This is a genomic window from Colwellia sp. PAMC 21821 (assembly GCF_002077175.1).
In the GTDB taxonomy this organism is placed as follows: Bacteria; Pseudomonadota; Gammaproteobacteria; order Enterobacterales; family Alteromonadaceae; genus Cognaticolwellia.
On sequence record NZ_CP014943.1, the window covers coordinates 1,598,738 to 1,620,655 of the forward strand.

The 21,918-nt window shown below is 38.0% G+C and carries 18 protein-coding genes; 8 read left to right on the forward strand and 10 right to left on the reverse strand.

Annotated features, from left to right (window positions below):
- Positions 1-96: 96 nt before the first annotated feature.
- The 3 genes from A3Q33_RS06765 to tyrS form a co-directional block, all read right to left on the reverse strand.
- Positions 97-471: a hypothetical protein gene (locus A3Q33_RS06765; RefSeq protein WP_081179290.1), complete on the reverse strand. Its 375-nt coding sequence runs from the start codon at positions 469-471 to the stop codon at positions 97-99.
- The gene (locus A3Q33_RS06770; protein ID WP_081179291.1) at positions 471-1,064 is read right to left on the reverse strand and encodes a DUF4136 domain-containing protein; all 594 of its coding nucleotides are present in this window, start codon (positions 1,062-1,064) and stop codon (positions 471-473) included. The genes A3Q33_RS06765 and A3Q33_RS06770 overlap by 1 nt, the downstream gene beginning before the upstream one ends.
- Before the next feature lie 257 nt (positions 1,065-1,321).
- The gene (gene tyrS / locus A3Q33_RS06775; RefSeq protein ID WP_081179292.1) at positions 1,322-2,521 is read right to left on the reverse strand and encodes a tyrosine--tRNA ligase; all 1,200 of its coding nucleotides are present in this window, start codon (positions 2,519-2,521) and stop codon (positions 1,322-1,324) included.
- Positions 2,522-2,713: 192 nt separating this feature from the next.
- On the opposite strand from tyrS, the gene A3Q33_RS06780 reads away from it, so the two are divergent.
- From A3Q33_RS06780 to A3Q33_RS06795, 4 genes are all read left to right on the forward strand, one after another.
- Positions 2,714-4,120 carry an OapA family protein gene (locus A3Q33_RS06780; RefSeq protein ID WP_231295797.1) on the forward strand — a complete coding sequence of 469 codons (1,407 nt, stop codon included), beginning with the start codon at positions 2,714-2,716 and terminating at the stop codon, positions 4,118-4,120.
- 1 nt (position 4,121) lies between these two features.
- Positions 4,122-5,261: an anhydro-N-acetylmuramic acid kinase gene (locus A3Q33_RS06785; RefSeq protein ID WP_081179293.1), complete on the forward strand. Its 1,140-nt coding sequence runs from the start codon at positions 4,122-4,124 to the stop codon at positions 5,259-5,261.
- 172 nt (positions 5,262-5,433) lie between these two features.
- Complete coding sequence (locus A3Q33_RS06790) at positions 5,434-5,625, forward strand: hypothetical protein (RefSeq protein ID WP_081150193.1); 192 nt, start codon at positions 5,434-5,436, stop codon at positions 5,623-5,625.
- 840 nt (positions 5,626-6,465) lie between these two features.
- A complete protein-coding gene (locus A3Q33_RS06795; RefSeq protein ID WP_081179294.1) occupies positions 6,466-7,362 on the forward strand; it encodes a TIGR01777 family oxidoreductase in 897 nt (298 codons plus the stop codon).
- A gap of 487 nt (positions 7,363-7,849) precedes the next feature.
- Here A3Q33_RS06795 and A3Q33_RS06800 read toward each other — a convergent pair whose 3' ends face one another.
- Both A3Q33_RS06800 and A3Q33_RS06805 read right to left on the reverse strand, forming a co-directional pair.
- Positions 7,850-8,866 (reverse strand): IS110 family RNA-guided transposase, encoded by a 1,017-nt coding sequence (locus A3Q33_RS06800; protein ID WP_081178157.1) that lies wholly within the window; start codon positions 8,864-8,866, stop codon positions 7,850-7,852.
- A 516-nt stretch (positions 8,867-9,382) separates the two neighbouring features.
- The gene (locus tag A3Q33_RS06805; protein WP_081179295.1) at positions 9,383-10,372 is read right to left on the reverse strand and encodes a mechanosensitive ion channel family protein; all 990 of its coding nucleotides are present in this window, start codon (positions 10,370-10,372) and stop codon (positions 9,383-9,385) included.
- A 915-nt stretch (positions 10,373-11,287) separates the two neighbouring features.
- Here A3Q33_RS06805 and A3Q33_RS06810 point away from each other — a divergent pair.
- Positions 11,288-12,199, forward strand: coding sequence for a formate/nitrite transporter family protein (locus A3Q33_RS06810; RefSeq protein WP_081179296.1), 912 nt, complete (start codon positions 11,288-11,290; stop codon positions 12,197-12,199).
- A gap of 277 nt (positions 12,200-12,476) precedes the next feature.
- Here the strand turns inward: A3Q33_RS06810 and ssb are convergent, their stop codons facing one another.
- Together ssb and A3Q33_RS06820 are read right to left on the reverse strand one after the other, a co-directional pair.
- Entirely contained in the window at positions 12,477-13,160 is a 684-nt protein-coding gene (gene ssb / locus A3Q33_RS06815; RefSeq protein ID WP_081179297.1) for a single-stranded DNA-binding protein, read from the reverse strand.
- Between the two features lie 291 nt (positions 13,161-13,451).
- Positions 13,452-13,844 (reverse strand): acyl-CoA thioesterase, encoded by a 393-nt coding sequence (locus A3Q33_RS06820; protein ID WP_081179298.1) that lies wholly within the window; start codon positions 13,842-13,844, stop codon positions 13,452-13,454.
- 211 nt (positions 13,845-14,055) lie between these two features.
- On the opposite strand from A3Q33_RS06820, the gene A3Q33_RS06825 reads away from it, so the two are divergent.
- Positions 14,056-14,754, forward strand: a complete 699-nt coding sequence (locus A3Q33_RS06825) for a 2OG-Fe(II) oxygenase (protein WP_081179299.1) — start codon at positions 14,056-14,058, stop codon at positions 14,752-14,754.
- Positions 14,755-14,972: 218 nt separating this feature from the next.
- Entirely contained in the window at positions 14,973-15,728 is a 756-nt protein-coding gene (locus A3Q33_RS06830) for a substrate-binding periplasmic protein (RefSeq protein ID WP_081179300.1), read from the forward strand.
- Between the two features lie 81 nt (positions 15,729-15,809).
- Here A3Q33_RS06830 and pssA read toward each other — a convergent pair whose 3' ends face one another.
- Both pssA and A3Q33_RS06840 read right to left on the reverse strand, forming a co-directional pair.
- Positions 15,810-17,141: a CDP-diacylglycerol--serine O-phosphatidyltransferase gene (pssA, locus tag A3Q33_RS06835; RefSeq protein WP_081179301.1), complete on the reverse strand. Its 1,332-nt coding sequence runs from the start codon at positions 17,139-17,141 to the stop codon at positions 15,810-15,812.
- 292 nt (positions 17,142-17,433) lie between these two features.
- Positions 17,434-19,464, reverse strand: coding sequence for an NADPH-dependent 2,4-dienoyl-CoA reductase (locus A3Q33_RS06840; protein WP_081179302.1), 2,031 nt, complete (start codon positions 19,462-19,464; stop codon positions 17,434-17,436).
- Between the two features lie 578 nt (positions 19,465-20,042).
- Between A3Q33_RS06840 and A3Q33_RS06845 the strand changes: the two genes are divergently transcribed.
- Positions 20,043-20,381 carry a GreA/GreB family elongation factor gene (locus tag A3Q33_RS06845; RefSeq protein ID WP_231295798.1) on the forward strand — a complete coding sequence of 113 codons (339 nt, stop codon included), beginning with the start codon at positions 20,043-20,045 and terminating at the stop codon, positions 20,379-20,381.
- A gap of 42 nt (positions 20,382-20,423) precedes the next feature.
- Here the strand turns inward: A3Q33_RS06845 and A3Q33_RS06850 are convergent, their stop codons facing one another.
- Entirely contained in the window at positions 20,424-21,788 is a 1,365-nt protein-coding gene (locus tag A3Q33_RS06850) for an MFS transporter (RefSeq protein ID WP_081179304.1), read from the reverse strand.
- Positions 21,789-21,918 lie beyond the last annotated feature (130 nt).

A 21,918-nucleotide genomic window follows, 5' to 3' on the forward strand; every position in this document is an offset into this window, starting at 1 on the left:
TGGCAACATTAACTAAGCTGCAAATATTTTGCTGACAAGCCAGTTCATTTTGCGGTTCTACTCTTGGACAGTTATCCATTTTGATGGTGTGTGTGGCTATTTTTTCAGCTGTGATGCACCAATAATATTACTGGCTAGCTTACAGTCAGTATTTTTGAATTTAACTGTCACTATCTTACATTGTGCTAACGTTACGCAAGTTAAGTTATTAATTAGCGTATTTTCAAACGCTTGCATTATTTCAGCCTCGCTTTGCTTTGGCATTGTTTCAGCCGCGGTTTCTGCCTTAGCATAAGCATTAAGATTATTGCGTTGATCAGTTTTTTTCTGATTTAACTGAGTCTGTTGCGCCAATTGCGCTTTCAGTACGGTGGTGGTTTTTTCATTTTCCGACAGTAAATAGCCTAAGCCAAGTAAAATGACCATAAAACAAATCATCGTAAAAAGTGTAATAGCTAACCATTTTGCCATTATACAAACTCTCCTTTATCGTTAATAACTTGGCTAATATTTTGACCGCGAGGATAATCGCGCAACATACTATCAACCGCGTTGCTAATTTTTTTCTGCATTTCTTGGCTATTATCTTGTGCTTTAAAGCCTAAAGGATAAACACTTCGCCAGACCGAGCGCTGACTTTTCGGGTCTATTATATCTAGGATTAAACTCCCTGGGCGGAGCTTTGTTTCTAACTCTACGCGGGAATTTTTTCCTCCATTTAAGCAATAACCACAGTATTTTACTTGTTGATTATATTTATTAAGTTCGGCAAGGTTCTGATTAAGCAGGTGATAAGCAATCATAACATCGGCATTTTCAGAAATTTTATAGCGAAAGCCATTTTCGTCAAAGCCTTGTTCAATAGCCAGTTCGATAGTGTTACGGATAGTATCATTGAGGTTTTGTAAATCACCAAAAGCGGAATTACGTCCGTAAGTGCTATAGCTTTCAACGGTCGAAAAATCAAAGCCATCTCGAAAAGACGTAGTAGCACTGTTAATAGATGAACAAGCAGCAAGGCAGATTAGTAACGCTAAACAGCTAAGTAATCGACTATTTATCATGGTGACTCAAACAAGAAATAATGACACTAGATTACCTAGCTGTTTTTAAATTACAACTTTTCCAATATCAACGTTACGTTTTATATCGATACCCATGCGGCTATAACGTTTGATGACATAAATATTAGCGCAATGCAGTAGCAATTATCGAAATGGCTAAGGGCGTCTATTCAACCGCTATATATCGTATATTCTGTCAAAAAAAAGCCAGTAACTGGTACTGGCTTTTTGCTCAAAAACGCATTTACGAAGTAAATTTACTTCACTGTTACTTTAGCAAATTTACGTTTACCTACTTGGTAAATGGCTGTTGTGCCGGTATTAATCACTAATTTATTATCAGTAATTTTTTCGCCTTCAATTTTAGCCGCACCTTGTTTGATCATACGCATAGCTTCTGAAGTACTGGCGACTAAACCAGCTTCTTTTAATAGGTTTGCAATGGCTATTTCACCATTTTCAGCAACGATATCCATTTCTGCGATATCGTCAGGCATAGCGCCTTTTTGAAAACGGTTAATAAACTCTTGATGAGCCGCTTCTGCTGCAGCTTCGTCATGAAAACGTTCGATTAACTCTTTAGCTAAATCAATTTTGACATCACGAGGGTTTGAACCTGCCGCAATTTGCTCTTTATAACCATTAATAACATCAATCGGCTTAAAGCTAAGTAGCTCGTAGTAACGCCACATTAAATCGTCAGAAATTGACATTATTTTACCAAACATATCGTTTGGCTCATCGGTAATGCCTATGTAGTTATTTAATGACTTAGACATTTTCTGTACGCCGTCTAAACCTTCTAATAACGGCATCATAAGTACGGTCTGCGGTCGTTGACCTTCAGACTTTTGTAATTCACGACCCATTAATAAATTAAACTTTTGGTCGGTACCGCCTAATTCAACGTCTGCTTCTAATGCAACAGAATCCCAACCTTGCACTAACGGATACATAAATTCATGAATGGCAATAGCTTGGCCGCTGCTATAGCGTTTTTTGAAATCGTCGCGTTCCATCATACGAGCAACAGTTTGGCGAGAAGCAAGTTTTAACATACCTGCAGCACCAAGTTTATCCATCCACGTAGAGTTAAATGCAATGGTAGTTTTCTCGGGGTCTAAAATTTTAAATACTTGTTCTTTATAAGTTTCAGCGTTTGATAAAACATCTTCTTTGGTTAACGGCTTACGCGTAACGTTTTTTCCACTCGGGTCACCAATCATGCCAGTAAAGTCACCAATTAAGAAAATAACTTCATGGCCTTGCTGCTGAAACTGACGCAACTTATTTAGCAATACGGTATGACCAAAATGTAAATCTGGTGCTGTTGGATCAAAACCCGCTTTAATTTTTAGCGGCTTTCCTTTTTTCAATTTTTCCAACAATTCGTCTTCAAGCAGAATTTCTTCTGCACCGCGTTTTATTTCTTCAAACGCTTGGCTTACATCTGACATTTACTTAGGCTCCAACAAGAGTTATAAACCAAACAGATTAATAAACCAGTTTGGTTGATATTTATAATTAATTGTCGAATTCTACTGTACTTTTAACGGTGGTGAAAACCCTATCATTGTTTAGCATGATATTATTTTGTTATAGTAGACGATAGTTTTCGTATTAACATTTCTTTTATAGGTCTTAGCTTTTTGAAAAATATAAAAAATTTATATTTTGCCTTACCAAAACAGCACCAGATAATTATTACTTCATGTGCTGCCGTGGTACTGATTTTATTAATGGTACCGTTAAAAAGTAGTAAGCAAGTAACGTCGAGTACTCATGGCGAATTTATCGTCGGAGAACGCTATCAAGTAGCTATGCCAGAGCAAACAAGTGGCATTGTTACGCCCGATAATATTCAATTACCTATTCAGCCCATCGAGCCAGTAAATATTATCCAAGAGCCAACTAGGGTTCTGCCCAGTAATATTGAAGAAGACGCGGCTCAATTAGACTGGCATTCAGTCAAGGTAAAAAGTGGTGACTCGCTGGCAAAAATATTTAAACGCAATGGCTTAAACGCCACCACAACCCATAATGTGATCACCGCTAAAGGTGATGACAGTGAGCTACTGAAAAAGCTCCGTGTTGACGACATTATGCGCATAGGTAAAGACAGTGAGGGTAACTTAGTCTCACTTGAATATCCGCTATCAAAATACGAGACGTTATTCGTCAATTTACAAAATCAGCAATACCATGCTTACAAAGAAAGTAAAACGGTAGAAGTTCGAGAAGCTATTGCACACGGCACAATTAAATCTAATTTTTGGAATGCTGCATCTTCGGCCGGTTTAAATGATGGACAAATTATTAGCCTAGCTAATGTATTCGGCTGGGACATCGATTTTGCCATGGATATTCGTGAAGGTGACAGTTTTAATGTTATCTATGAAAACCAATATGTTGAAGGTGATTTTATTGGCACTGGCAACATAGTTGCGGCAGAGTTTATTAATCAAGGTGAATCTTTTCAAGCTATACGCTTTACTGACGGTGAGTATTATTCTCCTGATGGCAGAAGCATGCGTAAAGCATTTTTACGGGCGCCGGTCAGCTTTCGATATATTAGTTCGAACTTTAAACGTAAGCGTTTTCATCCAATACAAAAACGCTGGAAATCACATAACGGTACTGATTACAGCGCTAAGCAAGGTACGCCTGTTGTAGCCGCTGGTAATGGCAGAGTTACCCATTCAACTTACAATAAATACAATGGTAATTATGTTTTTATTCAACACGGTAATGGTATTGTGACTAAGTACTTACATTTTTCTAAACGCGCCGTTAAACAAGGTGAACGTGTTAAACAAGGTCAAGTTATCGGTTATGTTGGTTCAACGGGCATGTCAGAAGCGCCGCATTTACATTATGAGTTTTTACTTAACGGTGTACATCGCAACCCTAGAACGGTGAAACTGCCAGATGCAAAACCTATTAGCAGCAAATTTAAACAAAAATTTGATGCGATAGCAGCTCAACGCATTGCAGAATTATCAAGTTCACGTCACATGATGCTTAGCATGCAACCAAGCAATAGTAGCGCACAATAATATGAATAATAAATTACGCTATATTGGCCTAATGTCCGGCACTAGCGCTGACGGCATTGATCTGGCTTTGGTTGAATTTGACGGTGAACAACAGCAACAAGCTAACGGGGCGAATTTACTCGCCAGTTATTATCAAGCTTACGATAACAACACTCAGCAGAAAATAATGACTTTGTATAACGCAAGTGCCAATGAAATTGACCGTGCTGGTAGTCTCGATATGGAATTAGCACAACAATTTGCTCAAGCGGTTACAAAATTTTTACAGCAAGAAAATTTAGCTGCAGCGGATATCACCGCCATTGGATGTCATGGTCAAACTATTCGGCATCGCCCGGTTAAAAATCAACAAATAACAACGCCTTTTACCTTACAAATAGGCTGTTTACAAACCTTAGCATTACTAACTGGTATTCGCGTGGTAGGTGACTTTAGAACGAAAGATATTGCCTTAGGCGGCCAAGGGGCGCCACTGGTGCCTGCTTTTCATCAAGCCATTTTTGGCTCAACTGAAAAAGATGTTTTTGTGGTCAATATCGGCGGCATTGCAAACATCACCTTTCTTCCCTCAAATGCGCCACATAAAACCATCGGTTTTGACACTGGTCCCGGCAATGCGTTGATGGACTATTGGTTTGCACAGCATCAATCAGGCCGATATGACGCTAATGGCCAGTGGGCTAATTCAGGTAACATTTGCCATAATCTACTACAGGCAATGTTAAGCGACCCTTACTTCGCTCAACCCGCGCCTAAAAGCACCGGGCGAGAGTATTTTAACACGCAATGGTTGGCACAATTCACGGATAAAAGCACATTACCTCCTGCGGATATTCAAGCAACATTAACCGCATTAACCGCAGAAAGTATCACACAAGAAATAGAGCAATTAAGTACGAAGTCTGACGTATACCTTTGTGGTGGTGGTATCGAAAATGACTACTTGGTTTCACTATTAAATCAAAAACTTACCAAGCATTCAATAGTGAATACTCATACAAAAAACATAAATAGTGATTCATTAGAAGCCATGGCATTCGCTTGGTTAGCCTTAGCATTTGATAAAAAAATTTATGGCAACATCCCAGCTGTAACAGGGGCTAGCAAGCCGGCTGTTTTAGGTATTAGCGCCCAACCTTAAAAATAACTAGATATGAATATTTTTCTCTCTATAATAAAGCGCTCACGTTGAAAAAAAGCACGTTATCTGCAGAATATTTGAACTATTTCAAGAATAGATATTCTAAGTAAATAACATAGTTTGCTTAATCGAAAGCACAGTTCGATGTTCGACAACAAACGAGGAGGAAACGATGGAATTTAACGACATACATATCGGTATGAAATGCGGTAGTAAAAAAGGTAGCGGTACAGTTACTTGGATCGATGGTTCAACCCGCACTATTTATATGGCAAATACTGATAGTAATAACAGTTTTGAAGTCGGCTTTGAAGAGATTATTGAAGATCCTCAAGCGCACAACAAAGAAGATACCTACTACTAAGTTTTCTATTCGGCTTACCTAGTAATGAAAGCTCCCTCGGGAGCTTTTTTATTGCCCACGTTTTATTTACGATACCAGTCGCTATAATTCTCCTTTACATGTTTTAGCAATTTCATTAATTAAGTGATCTACTTTTTCATGAGGAAAAATGGATAACTACAAGGCATAAAATGTAGTCAGTAGTTATGCTACTTATAAATTTTATAACGCCGTAATTATTTATTTTAACCTTTAAAAATGAGCAGTTAATTAATCAACTGGTTGTAATACCAAATGTAATAAGTTATTGACCAATTTTAAGCGAGGATAAATTGTTCAAGAATAAGGCGTTTGATTGAGTAATAGCTGGCTATTGGGATTGAAAACAACGCAGTTATTGACGATTTAAACCGCCTTAAAATGATCGATTATTTATTTCAATTGGTATAACTAGCGTTTATAAGTATTAAATAAATAACGCAGTAGTTGGCTATTTAAACCCGTATAAGTGTTCAGATAATAAGTCAGGCTGGGATTAAATGTGATCCATAAATTGAATCTGTCGGTATCTATAAGCAGTAACTAGCTTAATAGTAATTACAATTTTATACATAAGGTGGCCTATTGTAGGCTTAGAAAATAGCCCAACATGCATTAGGTATCAATATTAGGCATATACATTAGATGTCTATGATATTAGCGCGTTATTCATGACCGAATTATCCGGCATTACTAATAAGCTTATCTATGCAGCTATAATGATTAAATGAGTAACGCAGTAGTTGACTATTTTAACCCGCATAAATAATTAGATAATTAGTGACAATGGTATGGGTTGCAATTTAAATCCAAGGAGCAATGATGAATATTTTGATCACAGGCGGTAGCGGACTGATTGGACAAGCACTGATCCAACATTTGAATGCCGAACGCATTATTGTGTTAACGCGTAGTCCAGAAAAAATAACAAAGTTACTCCCTGACAATATTGAATTAATCACAACCATTGACGATGTAGACTTTAATGAACTTGATGTTGTAGTCAATTTAGCCGGTGAAGCCATTGTTGATAAAAGGTGGTCAAGTGCGCAAAAAGCTATTATTTGCCAAAGTCGCTGGCAAATAACCCAAGACTTAGTAGAAAAAATACAAGCCGCGACCAAACCGCCTCATAGTTTTATATCTGGAAGTGCTATCGGCTTTTATGGTCGTCAAGGCGCTGTAGCAATCGATGAGAGCTATCAAGATATACATGACGAATTTAGTCATCATATTTGTCATAAGTGGGAGAAAATAGCGCTACAAGCTGAATCTGAACAAACCCGCGTTTGCCTGATAAGAACGGGCATTGTTTTAGCCAATAACGGCGGTGCTTTAGAAAAAATGTTACTGCCATTCAAACTTGGCCTTGGCGGTCCCATCGCCAGTGGTGAGCAATTTATGTCGTGGATACATATTGATGACATGGTTGCGGTTTTATTAGCGGCCATTTACCAACCTTCATTGTCTGGAGCTATTAATGCCACTGCCCCTATGCCAGTGTGCAATCAGGAGTTTTCAGAAACCTTAAGTGCCGTACTTGGACGACCTTGTATATTTAGGGTTCCTGGTTTTGTATTAAGAATATTAATGGGAGAATCAGCAGATTTAATTTTGTATGGACAGAATGTTATACCAAAAAAACTGCTTAGCAATAACTTTAAGTTTCAGTATCCCACTTTAGAAATAGCCTTAAAACAACTATTGATCCCAATGTGAATTACTTATTAAACAAATCTTTGCTACAAAAATCATACTGGTTAAATTAAGAATAAATATTCAAAAGCACATTTTTATTGTTCTAGACTAATATAATACCAAATGTAATAAGTTATTGACCAATTTTAAGCGAGGATAAATTGTTCAAGAATACATGTTTATTGTTCCAGACTAAACATAAGTACCTGCATATATGGACCCACTCCGTTTGCAAGACATTTAATCGTTATGTAAGAGAAAATCATTGCTCTCATATATCCGGCCTGTTTATGAAGGATTTTTACCTTCTGGCCCGATGGTTGTTTGCGCTCACACTCCTCATCATCCCTCCGGCTTTTTTATTAGCCAATGCAGGTACCAGGTTTTGTGCAAGCCAGTCTGACTATCTTACCATCCGATTAATTTATCTTTTGCAACTGAAGTAAAAGGGTTTTACTGTTATCTCATCACTGAAACCAATCTAACTTGCTTCAGTTTTGAGCTTTATTTATATAGCCGGGCGATAACTTTCCCCCTTAGCCATTATTACCCAAGCCATTCTTGCTATTTTATTCGCCACAGCAACGCATGCTTTGTTGTGTCCTCGTCGGGATTTTAACGCTTGTGCCCACAAACTAAATCGGTCAGTTTTGTTTTCACTGTGCCTTAATACTGCCCGGGCCCCGTGGATGTATAGTGTTCTTAAATAACTATTACCGCGTTTACTTATACCGAGTAAGGTGGCCTTTCCACCCGTTGAATGCTGCCCAGGAACAAGCCCAAGCCATGCCGAAAAATGTCGACCATTTACAAAGTCTTTTCCATCTCCTGCAGCTGCATAAGTAGCGCTAGCTGTGATTGCTCCAATACCTAATATTTCATCTAAGCGAACACATATTTCATTTTCTTTATTCATCGTGTTTAAGCGAACTTCACACGCTTTAAACTTCACTTCTGTGACTTGAAATTCAAGCCATAACTCATTAAATATCTCCCGACTTAAATACGTTAACTCATTTGTCGCATCCTCTAAAATATCCGGCAGTTCATTGCGAATTGCAGAAATACCTTTATTGATGACAATGCCATATTCTCCTAACAAGCCTCGTATCTGACTTGCTAATGCTTTACGTTCTTTCTTTATGCGTTCACGTTGTCGATGGAAGTTTTGAATATCTTGTTGTTCTATCGATTTAATTGGCACAAACCTCATGGTCGGGCGTTGCGCTGCCTCTGCAATACCTTCGGCATCGTTATAATCATTTTTATTGCCTTTAACGAAGGGTTTTACATATTGAGGCGCAATAAGTTTTACTTGGTGCCCCAATTCAATAAATTTTCTAGCCCAGTAGTTCGCACTGCCACAAGCTTCCATTACAATTAGGCAAGGCTCTAATGTTGCCATGAAACTCAACACTTGTTTTCTTCTTAATTGTTTCTTTTTTACAAATCGCCCATTTTTATTCACAGCGAACATGTGAAAAATTGATTTTGCAATGTCTAAACCGATTGTAGTAATCTTCATGTTGATCCACTCCGCTTTTATAAATGATTGTTATCACTTTCATTTTGGCCCTAAAGAGGCCGGAAATAAAGTTGGAGTGGGTCCATACCATTATCCCTGCAGGCAAGGCGTTTTATTGATTAGGGCATGGATGCCGGTAAGTAGAACAATGCAGGAGCAATTGTCGAGTAATAGCGGGCTATTGCGATTGAAAACAACGCAGTTATTGACGATTTAAACTGCCTTAAAATGATCGATTATTTATTTCAATTGGTATAAGTTCTTGTATCAACATAAAAGTTTACTTAAGCATTTGTACATGTGCTTATATGGATGTAAGTTATTAATGTAATGCAGAACCACTTACGAGATAGCTAGGAACGGCGATGTGAATAAAGCAGATATAAGCGTTTTAGACTACTCTAAGATGATGGGTTATTTATTTCAATTACTATTATATTTTCTCACTGAATATGCGCCTTAAAAAATAGGGAAATTTGACTAGTCTACAAAAATTTTCCTATATCGAGAACTTTTCTACAAAATGTTTTTGCCTTCCTCTGGATCCCTTGATTCATTAGCTTGCTTGCGTAAATCATCATTATCGCTGCTAGTATCATCACTAACTTCGGTAATCGTCACCTGCGTAACACTTGGATTTACAGATTGATTTTTTTGATTTTGAGTGTGAGCTTCAGCATTAACAATCACCCGTTCTCTCGCATCATCAGGCATTGAAATGCCATTTTCTGTATACGCCAATACCACTCTTTTCATTAAAACCGATGCTACTTTCGCCTGGCTATTCTGCTCATTATTAACCCAGAAGTATAAACGTAAATTACAGGTTGATGAACCAAGTGAGTCGACAAGAACTTGTGGCTCAGGTTCTTGTAGAACTACATCAAGCGTACTCATAATCTCAAGAGCGATTGCTTGTGCTTGGTTTACGTCCGCATCATAACCAATACCAATTACAAAGGTTCCGCGCATGTTAGGGTTAGCGGTCAGGTTTCGAATCGCATTTTTATAAATAGTAGCATTAGGCACTTGAATGTGATCACCGTTAAAATCAACTAAGGTAGTAGCTCGTGAAGTCATTTTTTTTACCACACCTAAATAGCCCTCAACTTCAACAATATCGCCTAGCTTAAATGGTCGCTGAACACTCAAAAGTAAACTGGAGAGAAAGTTTTCTGCGATATCTTTAAATGCAAAGCCGACAATAAGACCAAGCACACCTGTACCACTTAATAGTGCTACGGCAAATTGTGTTAGCCCAGCTAACCTCATTAAAATGTATAAACCGACCAAGATCACAGCAAGACTTATTATTCGACGTACCACCACTAAAATAAGACGGCTGCCATTACGCTTTTGTAATGGACGTGTAAGCATGGTTGATAAGGGTCTTGCGATAATAAAAAAGACCGAGAATATAACTAATCCCAATATAATTGTTGGAAGTTTTTCAAGCGTATGCTGAAACATTATCGATAATTCATTAGATAATTGGGTAAATTCCATCTTGTGCACTCTCAATAACTATTAGGTTTTAATTTGACTATAAGCAGAAAAGATCACTACCTAAATACAAAGCGATTAATATTATTAGTATAAGCAAATTTAATGCCTACTATTTGTAACCATTATTCATGATAAATACATCGAGTTACTCGCATATAGCAGCGATGGAAATACTTAGATTTTAAAAATAATAATAGCGGGTCATTACATACATAAATTATAAGCTAATTGACGTGAATTTATGCTACTTGGCAATAATCGCAGTTGCTCTACTTAATACAGTAATAAGCATGCCTAAACTTCCGGTGTTGATCCCACTAAAAAATTAAATAAAATCGCCCTTGAGCAGATTGCGGATTTCATTTCTTACCAATGTAATATTTACACCTTTAAAGTAATTTTTACGCCCATTATGCCAACAATATGATCACATTATACTTCTCTTCCACTGTCACGAGTTGCCATCAAGTGAAACTATTCATTAGTTTAATTAGCGAGCATAAAATGAGAAAAAGGTGTTACAAAAGTACTAGCTTCTTATCGTAAATTTAATACTTTACTCATGTAGCTTTACTGACGTATATTTAATTTATATATTGATTTTTGTCTTTACGTTACTAAGCGACTATAAAAGGCTCATATGTATCATCATTGATTTAAGAACGATAACTACTGATGATTATAGCCAAGAAAAAAGTATACCTCTACTTGCTTAAATAAGTGTTTCAACTAAACCATAATAGATGTGAGCCCCAGTAAAACAAAGGTACTTTTTTCTCAATCTAATAATGCGCGCCAAGTATTCAACAAATCAGCCCGATTAATATTATACTAAATAAGTGTAACCGATAGTTTTGGAACGAATATTGTAATACTCATGAAATAACCAAAACGCCATAAAATAAGCGATCTAAAATGAACGAAATAAATGACGATGAAGTGCCTAAAATTGTCTCAGCTGATGGCGAGCCACTTTTCGAAGAACATACTGCAGAGCGAAGTAAAGAACGTGTAAAAGAGAGCGGCGAATATGTGCCCGTTATAATTAAACGCACGGACGAAACCCTACGCCATCCTGATGATATTTTGGAGAAAGCAATAGAAGAAGGTCTTGAACAGTTAGTTCGACCAGGTTTATCACTATTTCTCTCCGCTATTGCTGCAGGTATGATCATTTGCTTTACCGTCATGGCAGTGGGTGTTATGACGACGATTGTTGGAGACCTAGATTCTGGCTTTAATCGTATTTTGGTAGCACTTGTTTATCCATTAGGCTTTATTTTATGCATACTCAGCGGTACTCAGCTATTTACCGAGCACACCGCTACCGCTTTTTATCCAATACTAGACAAACGCGCTAACTTAACCGTTATGCTTAAATTATGGGCGATTGTAATTTCAGGCAACTTATTCGGTGGATTAATAAGTGCTGGATTACTTAGCGCTGCAGACGATGTAATTCATGCAGCAGATGGCTACCTTGTTATCGCACAACACATGTTAGCTTACGAATATAGTACTTTGCTTGTCAGTGCAATTCTCGCTGGTTGGCTTATGGCGCTTGGTGCTTGGACCATTTTATCTACTTCTTCAACAGCCAGCCAAATTCTGTGTATTTACATTGTTACCTTTGTCATTGGTGTCGGTGGTTTGCATCACTCTATTGCTGGATCAGTTGAATTATTCGTTGCTCTTTTTACATCAAACGCCATTGCTGTAAGTGATATAGCTGTTACAATTGTAGTGATATTATTAGGTAATGCTTTTGGCGGAAGTGTATTTGTTGCATTGCTCAATCATGGGCACATACGCGCACTCAACAAATGATCTATGCCAATGATAAGTTAACAATAACGAGCATAGTGAACATATCAGTAAGTGAGCATAAACTCGCGAAAAACCTTTAAAGATCAATGTCGATTAAATCGTAGTTAAAGATTATTTAACTGTATTTTCAGCGTCTATTGTTTAAGAGAAAAAGCCTTCAATGCATAATGAAAAAAATTGTATTAACGAAGTATTATTTTGATCATTTGAAACAAAAAAGCCCTGTAAAACAGGGCTTTATTTATTTATTTTTAAACATTTATCATTTTGTCTTTGATCAGAACGGGATGTCGTCATCAAAATCAATGGTTGGTTCTTGAGGGTTTACTTTCGGTGCATTCTGTTGAAAGCCACCTTGTTGCTGTTGAAAACCACCAGACTGTTGTTGAGGTGCAGACTGTTGTTGGAAACCACCCGATTGTTGTGGAGCTGACTGCTGTTGTGCTGGTTGTTGAAATCCACCACTTTGTTGAGCAGGTTTATTATAAGCTTGTTGTGGCGCTGCTTGCTGATTGTATCCGCCACTTTGTTGTGGTGCAGCAGCTTGCTGTTGGAAACCACCTGATTGTTGAGGCGCTTGTTGATTAAAACCACCTGCACCAGCACCGCTGCCACCACGTGAATCTAACATCTGCATAGTGCCGTTAAAACCTTGAACTACAATTTCAGTGGTATATTGGTCTTGGCCTTGCTGGTTTTGCCACTTACGTGTTTGCAAAGCACCTTCAATATAAACTTTAGAGCCTTTCTTTAAATATTCACCGGCGATTTCAGCAAGTTTTCCGAACATGACTACACGGTGCCATTCAGTTTTTTCTTTTTGTTCACCCGTTTGCTTGTCTTTCCAACTTTCAGAAGTTGCAATAGTAAGGTTAGCTACCCCACCACCGTTAGGCATAAAACGTACTTCAGGGTCTTTCCCTAAGTTACCTAAAATTATTACTTTATTGACACCAGCCATGAACAAAATCCTATATTTGCAGTAAAGTATTACTTTACCAATTTAACACTTTCTGAGCGTCAGCTCGCTCAGAATATTTATTTTTAATAACGATAAACAGATTCTATCATTAGATGTAAAAAATTACGCTAGATTTACGTTTTTTTTATTAAATATTTTATCCAACTTAAGCAAATTACGATGCACATGATTAGCGTTATTTTAAGAGCACTCGCTGGCTTTTAGTGCGCTCAACCATTCATCTTAATGATGTTCAGTCTGACAATACATTCCTAGTATTTATAATACTGTTTAGGCAAAAAAGTGCTCTTTCATAAGACTAATAGTCTCATCTGAAATTTTTTGCGACTTTTTAGTTTGATGGTCAAAGTGCACCATAACAGCGGTACCCGACGCACATTTTTTATCTTCCTGCCATGCTTCTTGATACACATCAAAAGAGCTATTGCCAATGCGGCTAATAAATGTTTTTAATTCTACATCAGCGCCATATTGTAATTCAGCATGAAATTCAACGGTGGTTTTAGCTAAAATTAACTTCCAATTTTTTAAACTTAAATCAGGGGTAAACCATTTAAAAACAGGATCTCTAGCGCCTTCAAACCATTGTGCAACTACGGTATTGTTGATATGACCTAAACCATCAGTTTCACAAAATCTTGGCTTTATATTTTCTTTAATCATTATGATTCTCTACTTTTTTTTTCGAAATATTTGTATTTAAATCACAAAGTGTATACTTTTAATAGGTTGATTTATCGTGACTAAAACAACCGTGGTAAATACTTTGTAAATAAAATTTATGACAACATTCTACAGAGATTTATCGACAAGGTAATTAAATTAGTGGCAGTTTATTGTATGCTGAGCTCGGATTAATAATAAGAATATAACCATGACAGATTTTATTGAAGTATACCCTAATGCACTTAGCCGAGAGTTTTGTGAAAAATTTATTCAAGATTTTGATAACAGCAAACATAAAGTACCTGGAAGAACGGGTAACGGCGTTGATACCACAAAAAAACTCAGTCAAGATATTTACCTCAACCAACATGCTGAATTTCAGCCGGCATTGCAAACCATTTTACAAGCCTGCGGCGAGCATATTACCGATTATATTGGCAAATATTTCTTTAGCTTAATTGGCGGCATTTCATTAACCGTTCAACACCCTAAAACTAAACAGCCAGTCGTATTAACAGTCGATAACTTTGAAGAAGTTGGCAAACCAAATTTATTTAATTTGATAAAGTATTTGTTCAATTTGGCGCCTGTAAATGGCCAGCGGTATGAGCAAGGCAAAGGGAACTATGGCTATTGGCACTCGGAAATATTTCCACAACTGGGTGAGAATAAAGCGCTGCATAGAGTGCTACTGTTTATAATTTATTTAAATGACGTTGAAGAAGGTGGCGAAACAGACTTTTATTATCAACATAAAAGTATTAAGCCTAAGGCCGGCAGCATGATTATTGCTCCGTGCGGCTTTACTCATACACACCGAGGTAATATACCAATTTCATCGAATAAGTATGTGCTAACGTCTTGGATGAGCTTTAATCCGGCCCAGCAAATATATACCTCAAGTTAGCAAATGATTTTTCACGTGCTCAGCCATTGGTTATTAACACTTTTTGAAAAATAAAGTTATACCAATTTCATTAACTAAGTGTTCTACTTTTTAATGAGGAAAAATGGCTAATGACAAGGCATAAAATTTAGTCAGTAGTCATGCTACTTATAAATGCTATAACGTTGGCGGAAGTATTGAGCTGTCAAACTCATTTTAACGGAACTAATTAATATTTTATGGATAAAATAATTATATGTATTGCGGCTCTTTTCATGGGTCATAGCTTTGCAGCACAACCGTTACCGGTATTAACCGTTGCAAGTGAAGAATGGCAGGAATATACCAACGCTGATGGTACAGGTACATACTGGGATATCGTAAGAGCGGTGTATGGAAAGCACTATCAATTGGAATTTATATCAACTAGCTGGAGTCGTGCGCTAAATTTAGTAGAAACGAGACGTGCAGATATACTTGTTGGCAGCTATAAAGACAAAAATCGAAAGCTGCTTTTTCCACAGCATCATCTAGATATTGAATATCCGCTGTATGCTATTTTTGATAAAAACGTTCATAACATTAAAGGTATTGATGACTTAGCTGGCCTAACTGTAGCGGGTAAAAAAGATTATGGTCTACAAAAATTTTTACCCAGCAGTAGTCATTTTTATGGCGTAGGCTACATTGATAATGTGGCTAAGCTGATTGAAAAAAAACGCGTAGATATTGCCGTTGCCTATCAAATCAATTTATATTTAGCAGACCCCGACAACCGTTATAGTCACCAGGTCATAGGGACTGAAGAGCCTTTATATCTAGCTTTTAGCCATTCAGCTAAAGGTGAAAAACTTAAAAAACTTTATGACCAGCAAATTATCAAGTTAGTTGCTGATGGCACATTAAAGCAGTATTTTCTTAATATTGACGAATACCAACATGCCCAACTCGACACGATATTACCACCAAAGCCTTTCTTACCTGTGCAAAAATAAAAAAAGCATAATGAAACATTATGCTTTTTAGCCGCTAAGCTTGTAAAACTTTGTATTAGAACTTTTTATTGAAACTAAATGCTAAAGAAAACGTTTTAGCAATCTATCTACTTGCGTCATACGTAGTCTTTTCAGAAGTTTACGAGGCTTTTCAGGGTAGTTTTGCACACTTTCAATCTCAGACGCTTGACGTATGACTTTTGTATTTTGGGTAATACGCTTAAACTCCTCAGCAAATTTATTCGCTATCTCACCATTTTCGTCATCAAGTAAGATACCATTTTCCAAATCTAACGCCCAAGCTCTTGGATTAAGGTTACTGCCCGTCAACAAGTGATATCGTTCATCAACGACCAAGCCCTTTAAATGGAAGCTGTTATTATCGTGCTGCCATAAACGCAGCGATAAAGTGCCATTGTCTAAATATTTTTGACGTTTAGCTAAAAAGCTCGCGAGTAAACGCTCATAAATATAAGGCACAATTTCAACCGTTGAAAATGTTGCTTCATCGGCATTATAAAAGTCGTTGGCTTTTTTATCACCTACGGTCAAGGTGACTTTAACACCTCGTTTTAACGCGGCATCTAGGTCTCTTAATAAAGGCTTGGGTAAGTTAAAGTAAGGCGTAAAAATAACTAATGTATTACGACTGCTGCGCACTAAATCTCGGATCACCCGGTTTAATTGGTTACCCCTGCGACCACAGCCAACAAACATCGAGGCTTGAATATTAGTAGATTCAGTACCAATTTCACTGGCACTGAAAGGGCGATATTTTGACGATTTTAATAAGCGAGTTAAACGAAGAATATTACGTTTTACTACCTTGTTGTCTGGTAACTCCCCTTGGTTTAATAGTGGGGCCAAGTTTGAATCAATGAAGTAGCGCTGGAGATATTGGCAAAAATTATCAGCTAAGGCTTGGTTATTTAAGCGATAGTAGCGATCAAGGCGGTATCGCTCTGCTTGTTGCAGGTATATATCATTAATACTGGCGCCAGAATAAAGCAGCACGTTGTCGATCACCATGCCTTTTAAATGCAACACACCGAGTAATTCTTTACGCTTAACGGGCACACCATAAATATTAATTGAAACTTGATGCTGTTGTTCAAGTGCTAAATAAAGATCACGATTACCACCCGATGCTTTGTCACCAATCAATCCACGTTGTGCACGGTGAAAATCTACAAACAAACAAATATCTACTGTGGGAGTTTTTTGCTTTGCTTGATATAAAGCGGCTAATACTTCTCTGCCAGCCGCATCGTCTTGTATATAAAGCGCAGAAATATAAATGCGTGATTTTGCCTGGGAAATTTCTGCCAAGAGTAGCTGTTTAAAATCAGCGGCACTGTGGGCAATGTCTATATCTGAGGCTGCAATACCAGCAGTAGAATTAACGGTTACCATATTATCGGATATCCGCTAGCACGATGGCTAAATTAAGAGTTTTATTTTTATTCATTCAATCTGGTTATTTATTTCTTTAAAGTAAACTGAGCTAATTGTACCGCAAGATCTTCTGCGAGTTGAGAAATATTAATGCCAGTATGTGCAACACTTTGGCTTTACAGGCTTAACCTATCATTAAACTTAACTTTATTATGCTTTATTATGCTTTTTTTGCTTTAAAACAGAATATTAAGGTGTTGTTCAAGGTTTATAGCCACTTTAACAACACCTTCTTTCTCGAGTGAAGCAATTATATTTTCGCGGCTAGCTCTGCTGCTTGCCTAATAGCTCGTTTTGCATCAAGTTCTGCAGCGACGTTCGCCCCGCCAATCAAATGTGCACTTATACCTTGGGCTTCCAGCTGATGATAAAGGCTGCGTTCAGATTCTTGTCCCGCACAAATAATAATGTGATCTACTTTCAAGGTTTGCTGTTCTCCATCAACAGAAATCACTAAACCATCATCATTAACCTCGTCATAAGTAACGCCAGCTAACATTTTCACACCATTTTTTTGTAAGGTCGCGCGATGGATCCAACCCGTAGTTTTACCTAAACCTGCGCCCACTTTTGTGGCTTTACGTTGCAGTAAGTAAATTTCACGACTTGGCGCTTCTTGTACAGGTGCACCTGATAAACCACCATTTTCTTGGTAGTTTTTATCTACGCCCCAGTTTTGTAGCCACTTTTCAGGATTTGTAGTCAACGACTCTTCTTCGACTAAAAACTCAGCCACATCAAATCCAATACCACCGGCGCCAATAATGGCAACGCGCTTACCTATAGGTTCTTTATCGCGTAATACTTGAATATAAGATTTTACTTTTTCGTGATCGATACCTTTGATATCAAGCGCTCTGGGTACAATACCTGTTGCTAATACAATTTCGTCAAAGCCTGCAGCGGCTAATTGTTCTGCACTTTGCTGCTGATTTAAATGTAGCGTTATGCCCAACAGTTCAATTTGCTTATTAAAGTAACGTAAGGTCTCAAAAAACTCTTCTTTACCCGGTATTTGCTTGGCATAGTTAAACTGGCCGCCAATTTCACTACCACGGTCAAATATTTCGACATTATGACCACGTTGAGCGGCATAAACACTAAAGGCTAGTCCTGCGGGCCCTGCGCCAACCACGGCAATTTTTTTCTTGGTGTTTGTTTTTTCAAAGGTTAATTCGGTTTCATAACAGGCGGCAGGATTAACTAAACATGACGCGCGTTGCTGCTTAAATACATGATCTAAACACGCTTGGTTACACCCAATACAGGTATTAATTTCATCACTTTTATTTGCCGCGGCTTTAGCAACAAAGTTTTCATCGGCTAAAAATGGCCGTGCCATCGACACCATATCGGCTTGGCCTGAAGATAATATTTTTTCTGCGACTTCAGGGGTATTAATGCGGTTTGTGGTAATTAATGGTACCGATACCTCTTTTTTCATTCGCTCGGTGATCCACGTAAATGCTGCACGTGGCACTGATGTTGAAATAGTTGGAACACGCGCTTCGTGCCAACCAATACCGGTATTAATTAACGTTGCGCCAGCGGCTTCAACCGCTTTAGCCATAGTCACCACGTCTTGCCAGCTGTTGCCGCCGTCAACTAAATCAAGCATAGATAAACGGAATATTATAATAAATTCATTACCGGCACTTGCCCGTACAGCACGAATAGTTTCAATGGCTAAGCGCATTCTATTTTCAATGCTGCCGCCCCATTCATCGGTGCGTTTATTGACTTTGACACAGCTAAATTGGTTTATGAGGTAACCTTCAGAGCCCATAATTTCCACACCGTCATAACCGGCTCTTTTTGCCAGCTTAGCCGAATGGGCAAAGTCTTTAATCGTGCCTTTAATTTGGCGCACTGACATAGCTTTGGGCGTAAAAGGGTTAATCGGTGACTTAACTTTACTGGCTGAAACACTGAACGGGTGGTACGAATATCTGCCTGCATGTAGTAACTGCAAACAAATTTTTGTTGGATATTTATGTACGGCTGAAGTGATTTTTTTATGCTTGCCTACGTGCCAAAATTTGCTTAGCTCACAACCTAAAGGCGCTAAACGCCCGCGTAAATTTGGGCTAATACCACCGGTAACAATTAAACCTACACCACCTTTTGCACGCGCTTCATAGAATGCGGCGAGTTTATCAAAGCCACCCTTTTCCTCTTCAAGACCGGTATGCATTGAGCCCATTAAGGTTCTGTTAGCTAAGGAGGTAAAGCCTAAATCTAATGGCGCTAATAAATGTGGAAAGGCAGCATTATCATTCATGTTAAGTCACTTTTTGGTTGTTATACCCATCTTATTTATTATCTGATCATTTATACTGGTTACAATGATCAACTACTGTGTTATTTATTTAATAATGAGAACAACTAGTTATTAAAATAAATGCCTTGTATTTGACCATTTTTCCTACGTATAAAGTGGATCACCTAATAAATGAAACTGGTATTATTCTAATTTATAGCAATGGTGTTATCTAAAGCTAGTTCATATTTTTTGGTCGAGCTTATTAATATATAAAATATCTGCTCGTAAGATAAAACTCAAGCTTTATTTTGACACCTGTCAGATAGCAGCAATAATCGGCTGACATCTAGATTGCACAAAGCACTAGTTTACTTTCGATATATTCTACGTATGCTGCGTTATAGCAATCGGTTACAACAAAAAAGAGAAGTGTTATCTACATCGACAAAAATATCATCATTGACCAAGTCACTGAACAATTACAAAAAGAATTAGCGCTCGCATTAGTTGCTGCAAATAATGCTCATAAGGCAGCTACCGACGATCAGTCTGTCGCTGAAACACAATATGACACTTTGGCAATCGAGCAAAGCTACTTGGCAGAAGGTCAATCTAGACGGGTCGATGAAATTAAATACGCCATCAAACGTTTGCAAAATATCCCTTTAGCAGCGTTGAAGCCTAAGCTAGAGATAAATATTGGTTCAGTTGTGCAGTTAGAAAGAGATATTGATAAACAGCAGTGGTTTTTTCTGGCGCCAGTCGCTGGCGGTTATCGCTGTAAATTGGCCATGCAGATTGACACTATTACTATTGTTGTTATAACGCCAGAGTCACCTTTGGGCGCTGCGATAATGGGTAAAGTCATAGATGATGAAGTCAATATTAACATAGCTGAAAAAAGTATTACTGACTTCATTTCTATGGTGATTTAAATTCCATTTTTGTTCGGATTAAACGCCTATAATCAAGCTTAATTATTGATTAAGCAAGGCTTTGATACTCGCTAAATCAACAGTTTTATCGTCTACCTTCAAATACGCAACAGCTTCGTCATGCATGATAGTCGCTTCAATAACGCCGGGCATTTCACTGAGTTTTTGCGCCACTTCACGTGCTTGTTCATCATTAATAATTCTGGTTGAAAAGCTATACGCCTTAGATTTTTTCAACGGCTTCATGCCAAAGGTTAACAACAACCACACTAGCGCAAATAAACCGGTGACCAGAAATATAGTTTGCTCGCCAAATTCACCGGCAATAAAACCACCTAAAATACCGCCAGCAAATGCGCCTAAAAACTGGCTACTAGAATAAATACCCATCACACTACCTTTAACACCGGCAGGGGCAATGCGCGACAGTATTGACGGCATGGTCGCTTCTAAATAGTTAAAGGCGGTAAAAAACATCATCACTAATACAATCAAAGTGGTCATGCTCGTTGGTAGATACCAAAGTAATAATAACGCTAACGTTAGCAGCGCAACAGCAGCACTGAACATTTGCGTTTCTTTTTGCTTTTTCAACCCAATAATCATAAATGGCACCATCAGAAAAAATGAGCCTATTAGCGTCGGCAAATAAAGCTGCCAATGCTGTTCAAGCGCTAAACCATTAGCAACAAATTGCTTAGGTAACGTTACAAAACACGCGGTTAACGCCATGTGGAGAATGAACACTCCCCAATTTAATCGTGACAGTTGTCCATCACGAATTAAACTGCCTAGCTTTGAAGGCAGTGCAACATTGTCACCTTTGGGCGCGGTATTAATTGAATTAGGTACGATAAATTGAATGGTTAGCATGGCAAAGATTGTTAATATCGCGATAAACCAGAACAAGCCACTTAAGCCAAATGCTTGCGCGACTATCGGACCAATAATCATAGCAACAGTAAACGAGAGACCAATGAACATGCCGATAGTTGCCATAACCTTTGGGCGCTGTTCCTCACGGCTTAAGTCTGCCGCTAATGCCAATATTGCACTAGCTATCGCGCCTGTGCCTTGTAAAGCTCGACCAAACACCACGCCATAAATAGTGTCTGACATAGCAGCCACAACACTACCGATAAAAAATATAACCAACCCGGCTAAAATTACCGGCTTTCGACCGAATTTATCCGATAAAATTCCCATAGGAATTTGTAACATAGCCTGCGTTAAACCATAAGCACCAATCGCTAAACCAAGCCAAATTGGGCTGTAACCGATAAGTTCTTCACCATAAATGGCAAAAACAGGCAAAATCATAAACAAGCCGAGCATCCGCAAGCCGAACACTGACGCCAGCGATAACGCGGCCTTTTTCTCAATACTATTTAAACCGGATGCACTCATGAAGATTTTTAACTCTTAATTTATTGGGAGCGGGAATATAAACGGGCATATCTTAACACGCCTACCGAATGAACATAAACAGAGATTTTAGATGAATTTGGATTAAAAATTGTGCGATAATAATCGGTTC

Coding starts and splice junctions, on each gene's coding strand:
- A3Q33_RS06850 (WP_081179304.1), bottom strand. CDS start 21,788: ATGAGTGCATCCGGTTTAAATAGTATTGAGAAAAAGGCCGCGTTATCG.
- pssA (WP_081179301.1), bottom strand. CDS start 17,141: ATGGTAACCGTTAATTCTACTGCTGGTATTGCAGCCTCAGATATAGAC.
- tyrS (WP_081179292.1), bottom strand. CDS start 2,521: ATGTCAGATGTAAGCCAAGCGTTTGAAGAAATAAAACGCGGTGCAGAA.
- A3Q33_RS06765 (WP_081179290.1), bottom strand. CDS start 471: ATGGCAAAATGGTTAGCTATTACACTTTTTACGATGATTTGTTTTATG.
- A3Q33_RS06840 (WP_081179302.1), bottom strand. CDS start 19,464: ATGAATGATAATGCTGCCTTTCCACATTTATTAGCGCCATTAGATTTA.
- A3Q33_RS06785 (WP_081179293.1), top strand. CDS start 4,122: ATGAATAATAAATTACGCTATATTGGCCTAATGTCCGGCACTAGCGCT.
- ssb (WP_081179297.1), bottom strand. CDS start 13,160: ATGGCTGGTGTCAATAAAGTAATAATTTTAGGTAACTTAGGGAAAGAC.
- A3Q33_RS06770 (WP_081179291.1), bottom strand. CDS start 1,064: ATGATAAATAGTCGATTACTTAGCTGTTTAGCGTTACTAATCTGCCTT.
- A3Q33_RS06790 (WP_081150193.1), top strand. CDS start 5,434: ATGGAATTTAACGACATACATATCGGTATGAAATGCGGTAGTAAAAAA.
- A3Q33_RS06810 (WP_081179296.1), top strand. CDS start 11,288: ATGAACGAAATAAATGACGATGAAGTGCCTAAAATTGTCTCAGCTGAT.
- A3Q33_RS06805 (WP_081179295.1), bottom strand. CDS start 10,372: ATGGAATTTACCCAATTATCTAATGAATTATCGATAATGTTTCAGCAT.
- A3Q33_RS06820 (WP_081179298.1), bottom strand. CDS start 13,844: ATGATTAAAGAAAATATAAAGCCAAGATTTTGTGAAACTGATGGTTTA.
- A3Q33_RS06825 (WP_081179299.1), top strand. CDS start 14,056: ATGACAGATTTTATTGAAGTATACCCTAATGCACTTAGCCGAGAGTTT.
- A3Q33_RS06800 (WP_081178157.1), bottom strand. CDS start 8,866: ATGAAGATTACTACAATCGGTTTAGACATTGCAAAATCAATTTTTCAC.
- A3Q33_RS06830 (WP_081179300.1), top strand. CDS start 14,973: ATGGATAAAATAATTATATGTATTGCGGCTCTTTTCATGGGTCATAGC.
- A3Q33_RS06795 (WP_081179294.1), top strand. CDS start 6,466: ATGAATATTTTGATCACAGGCGGTAGCGGACTGATTGGACAAGCACTG.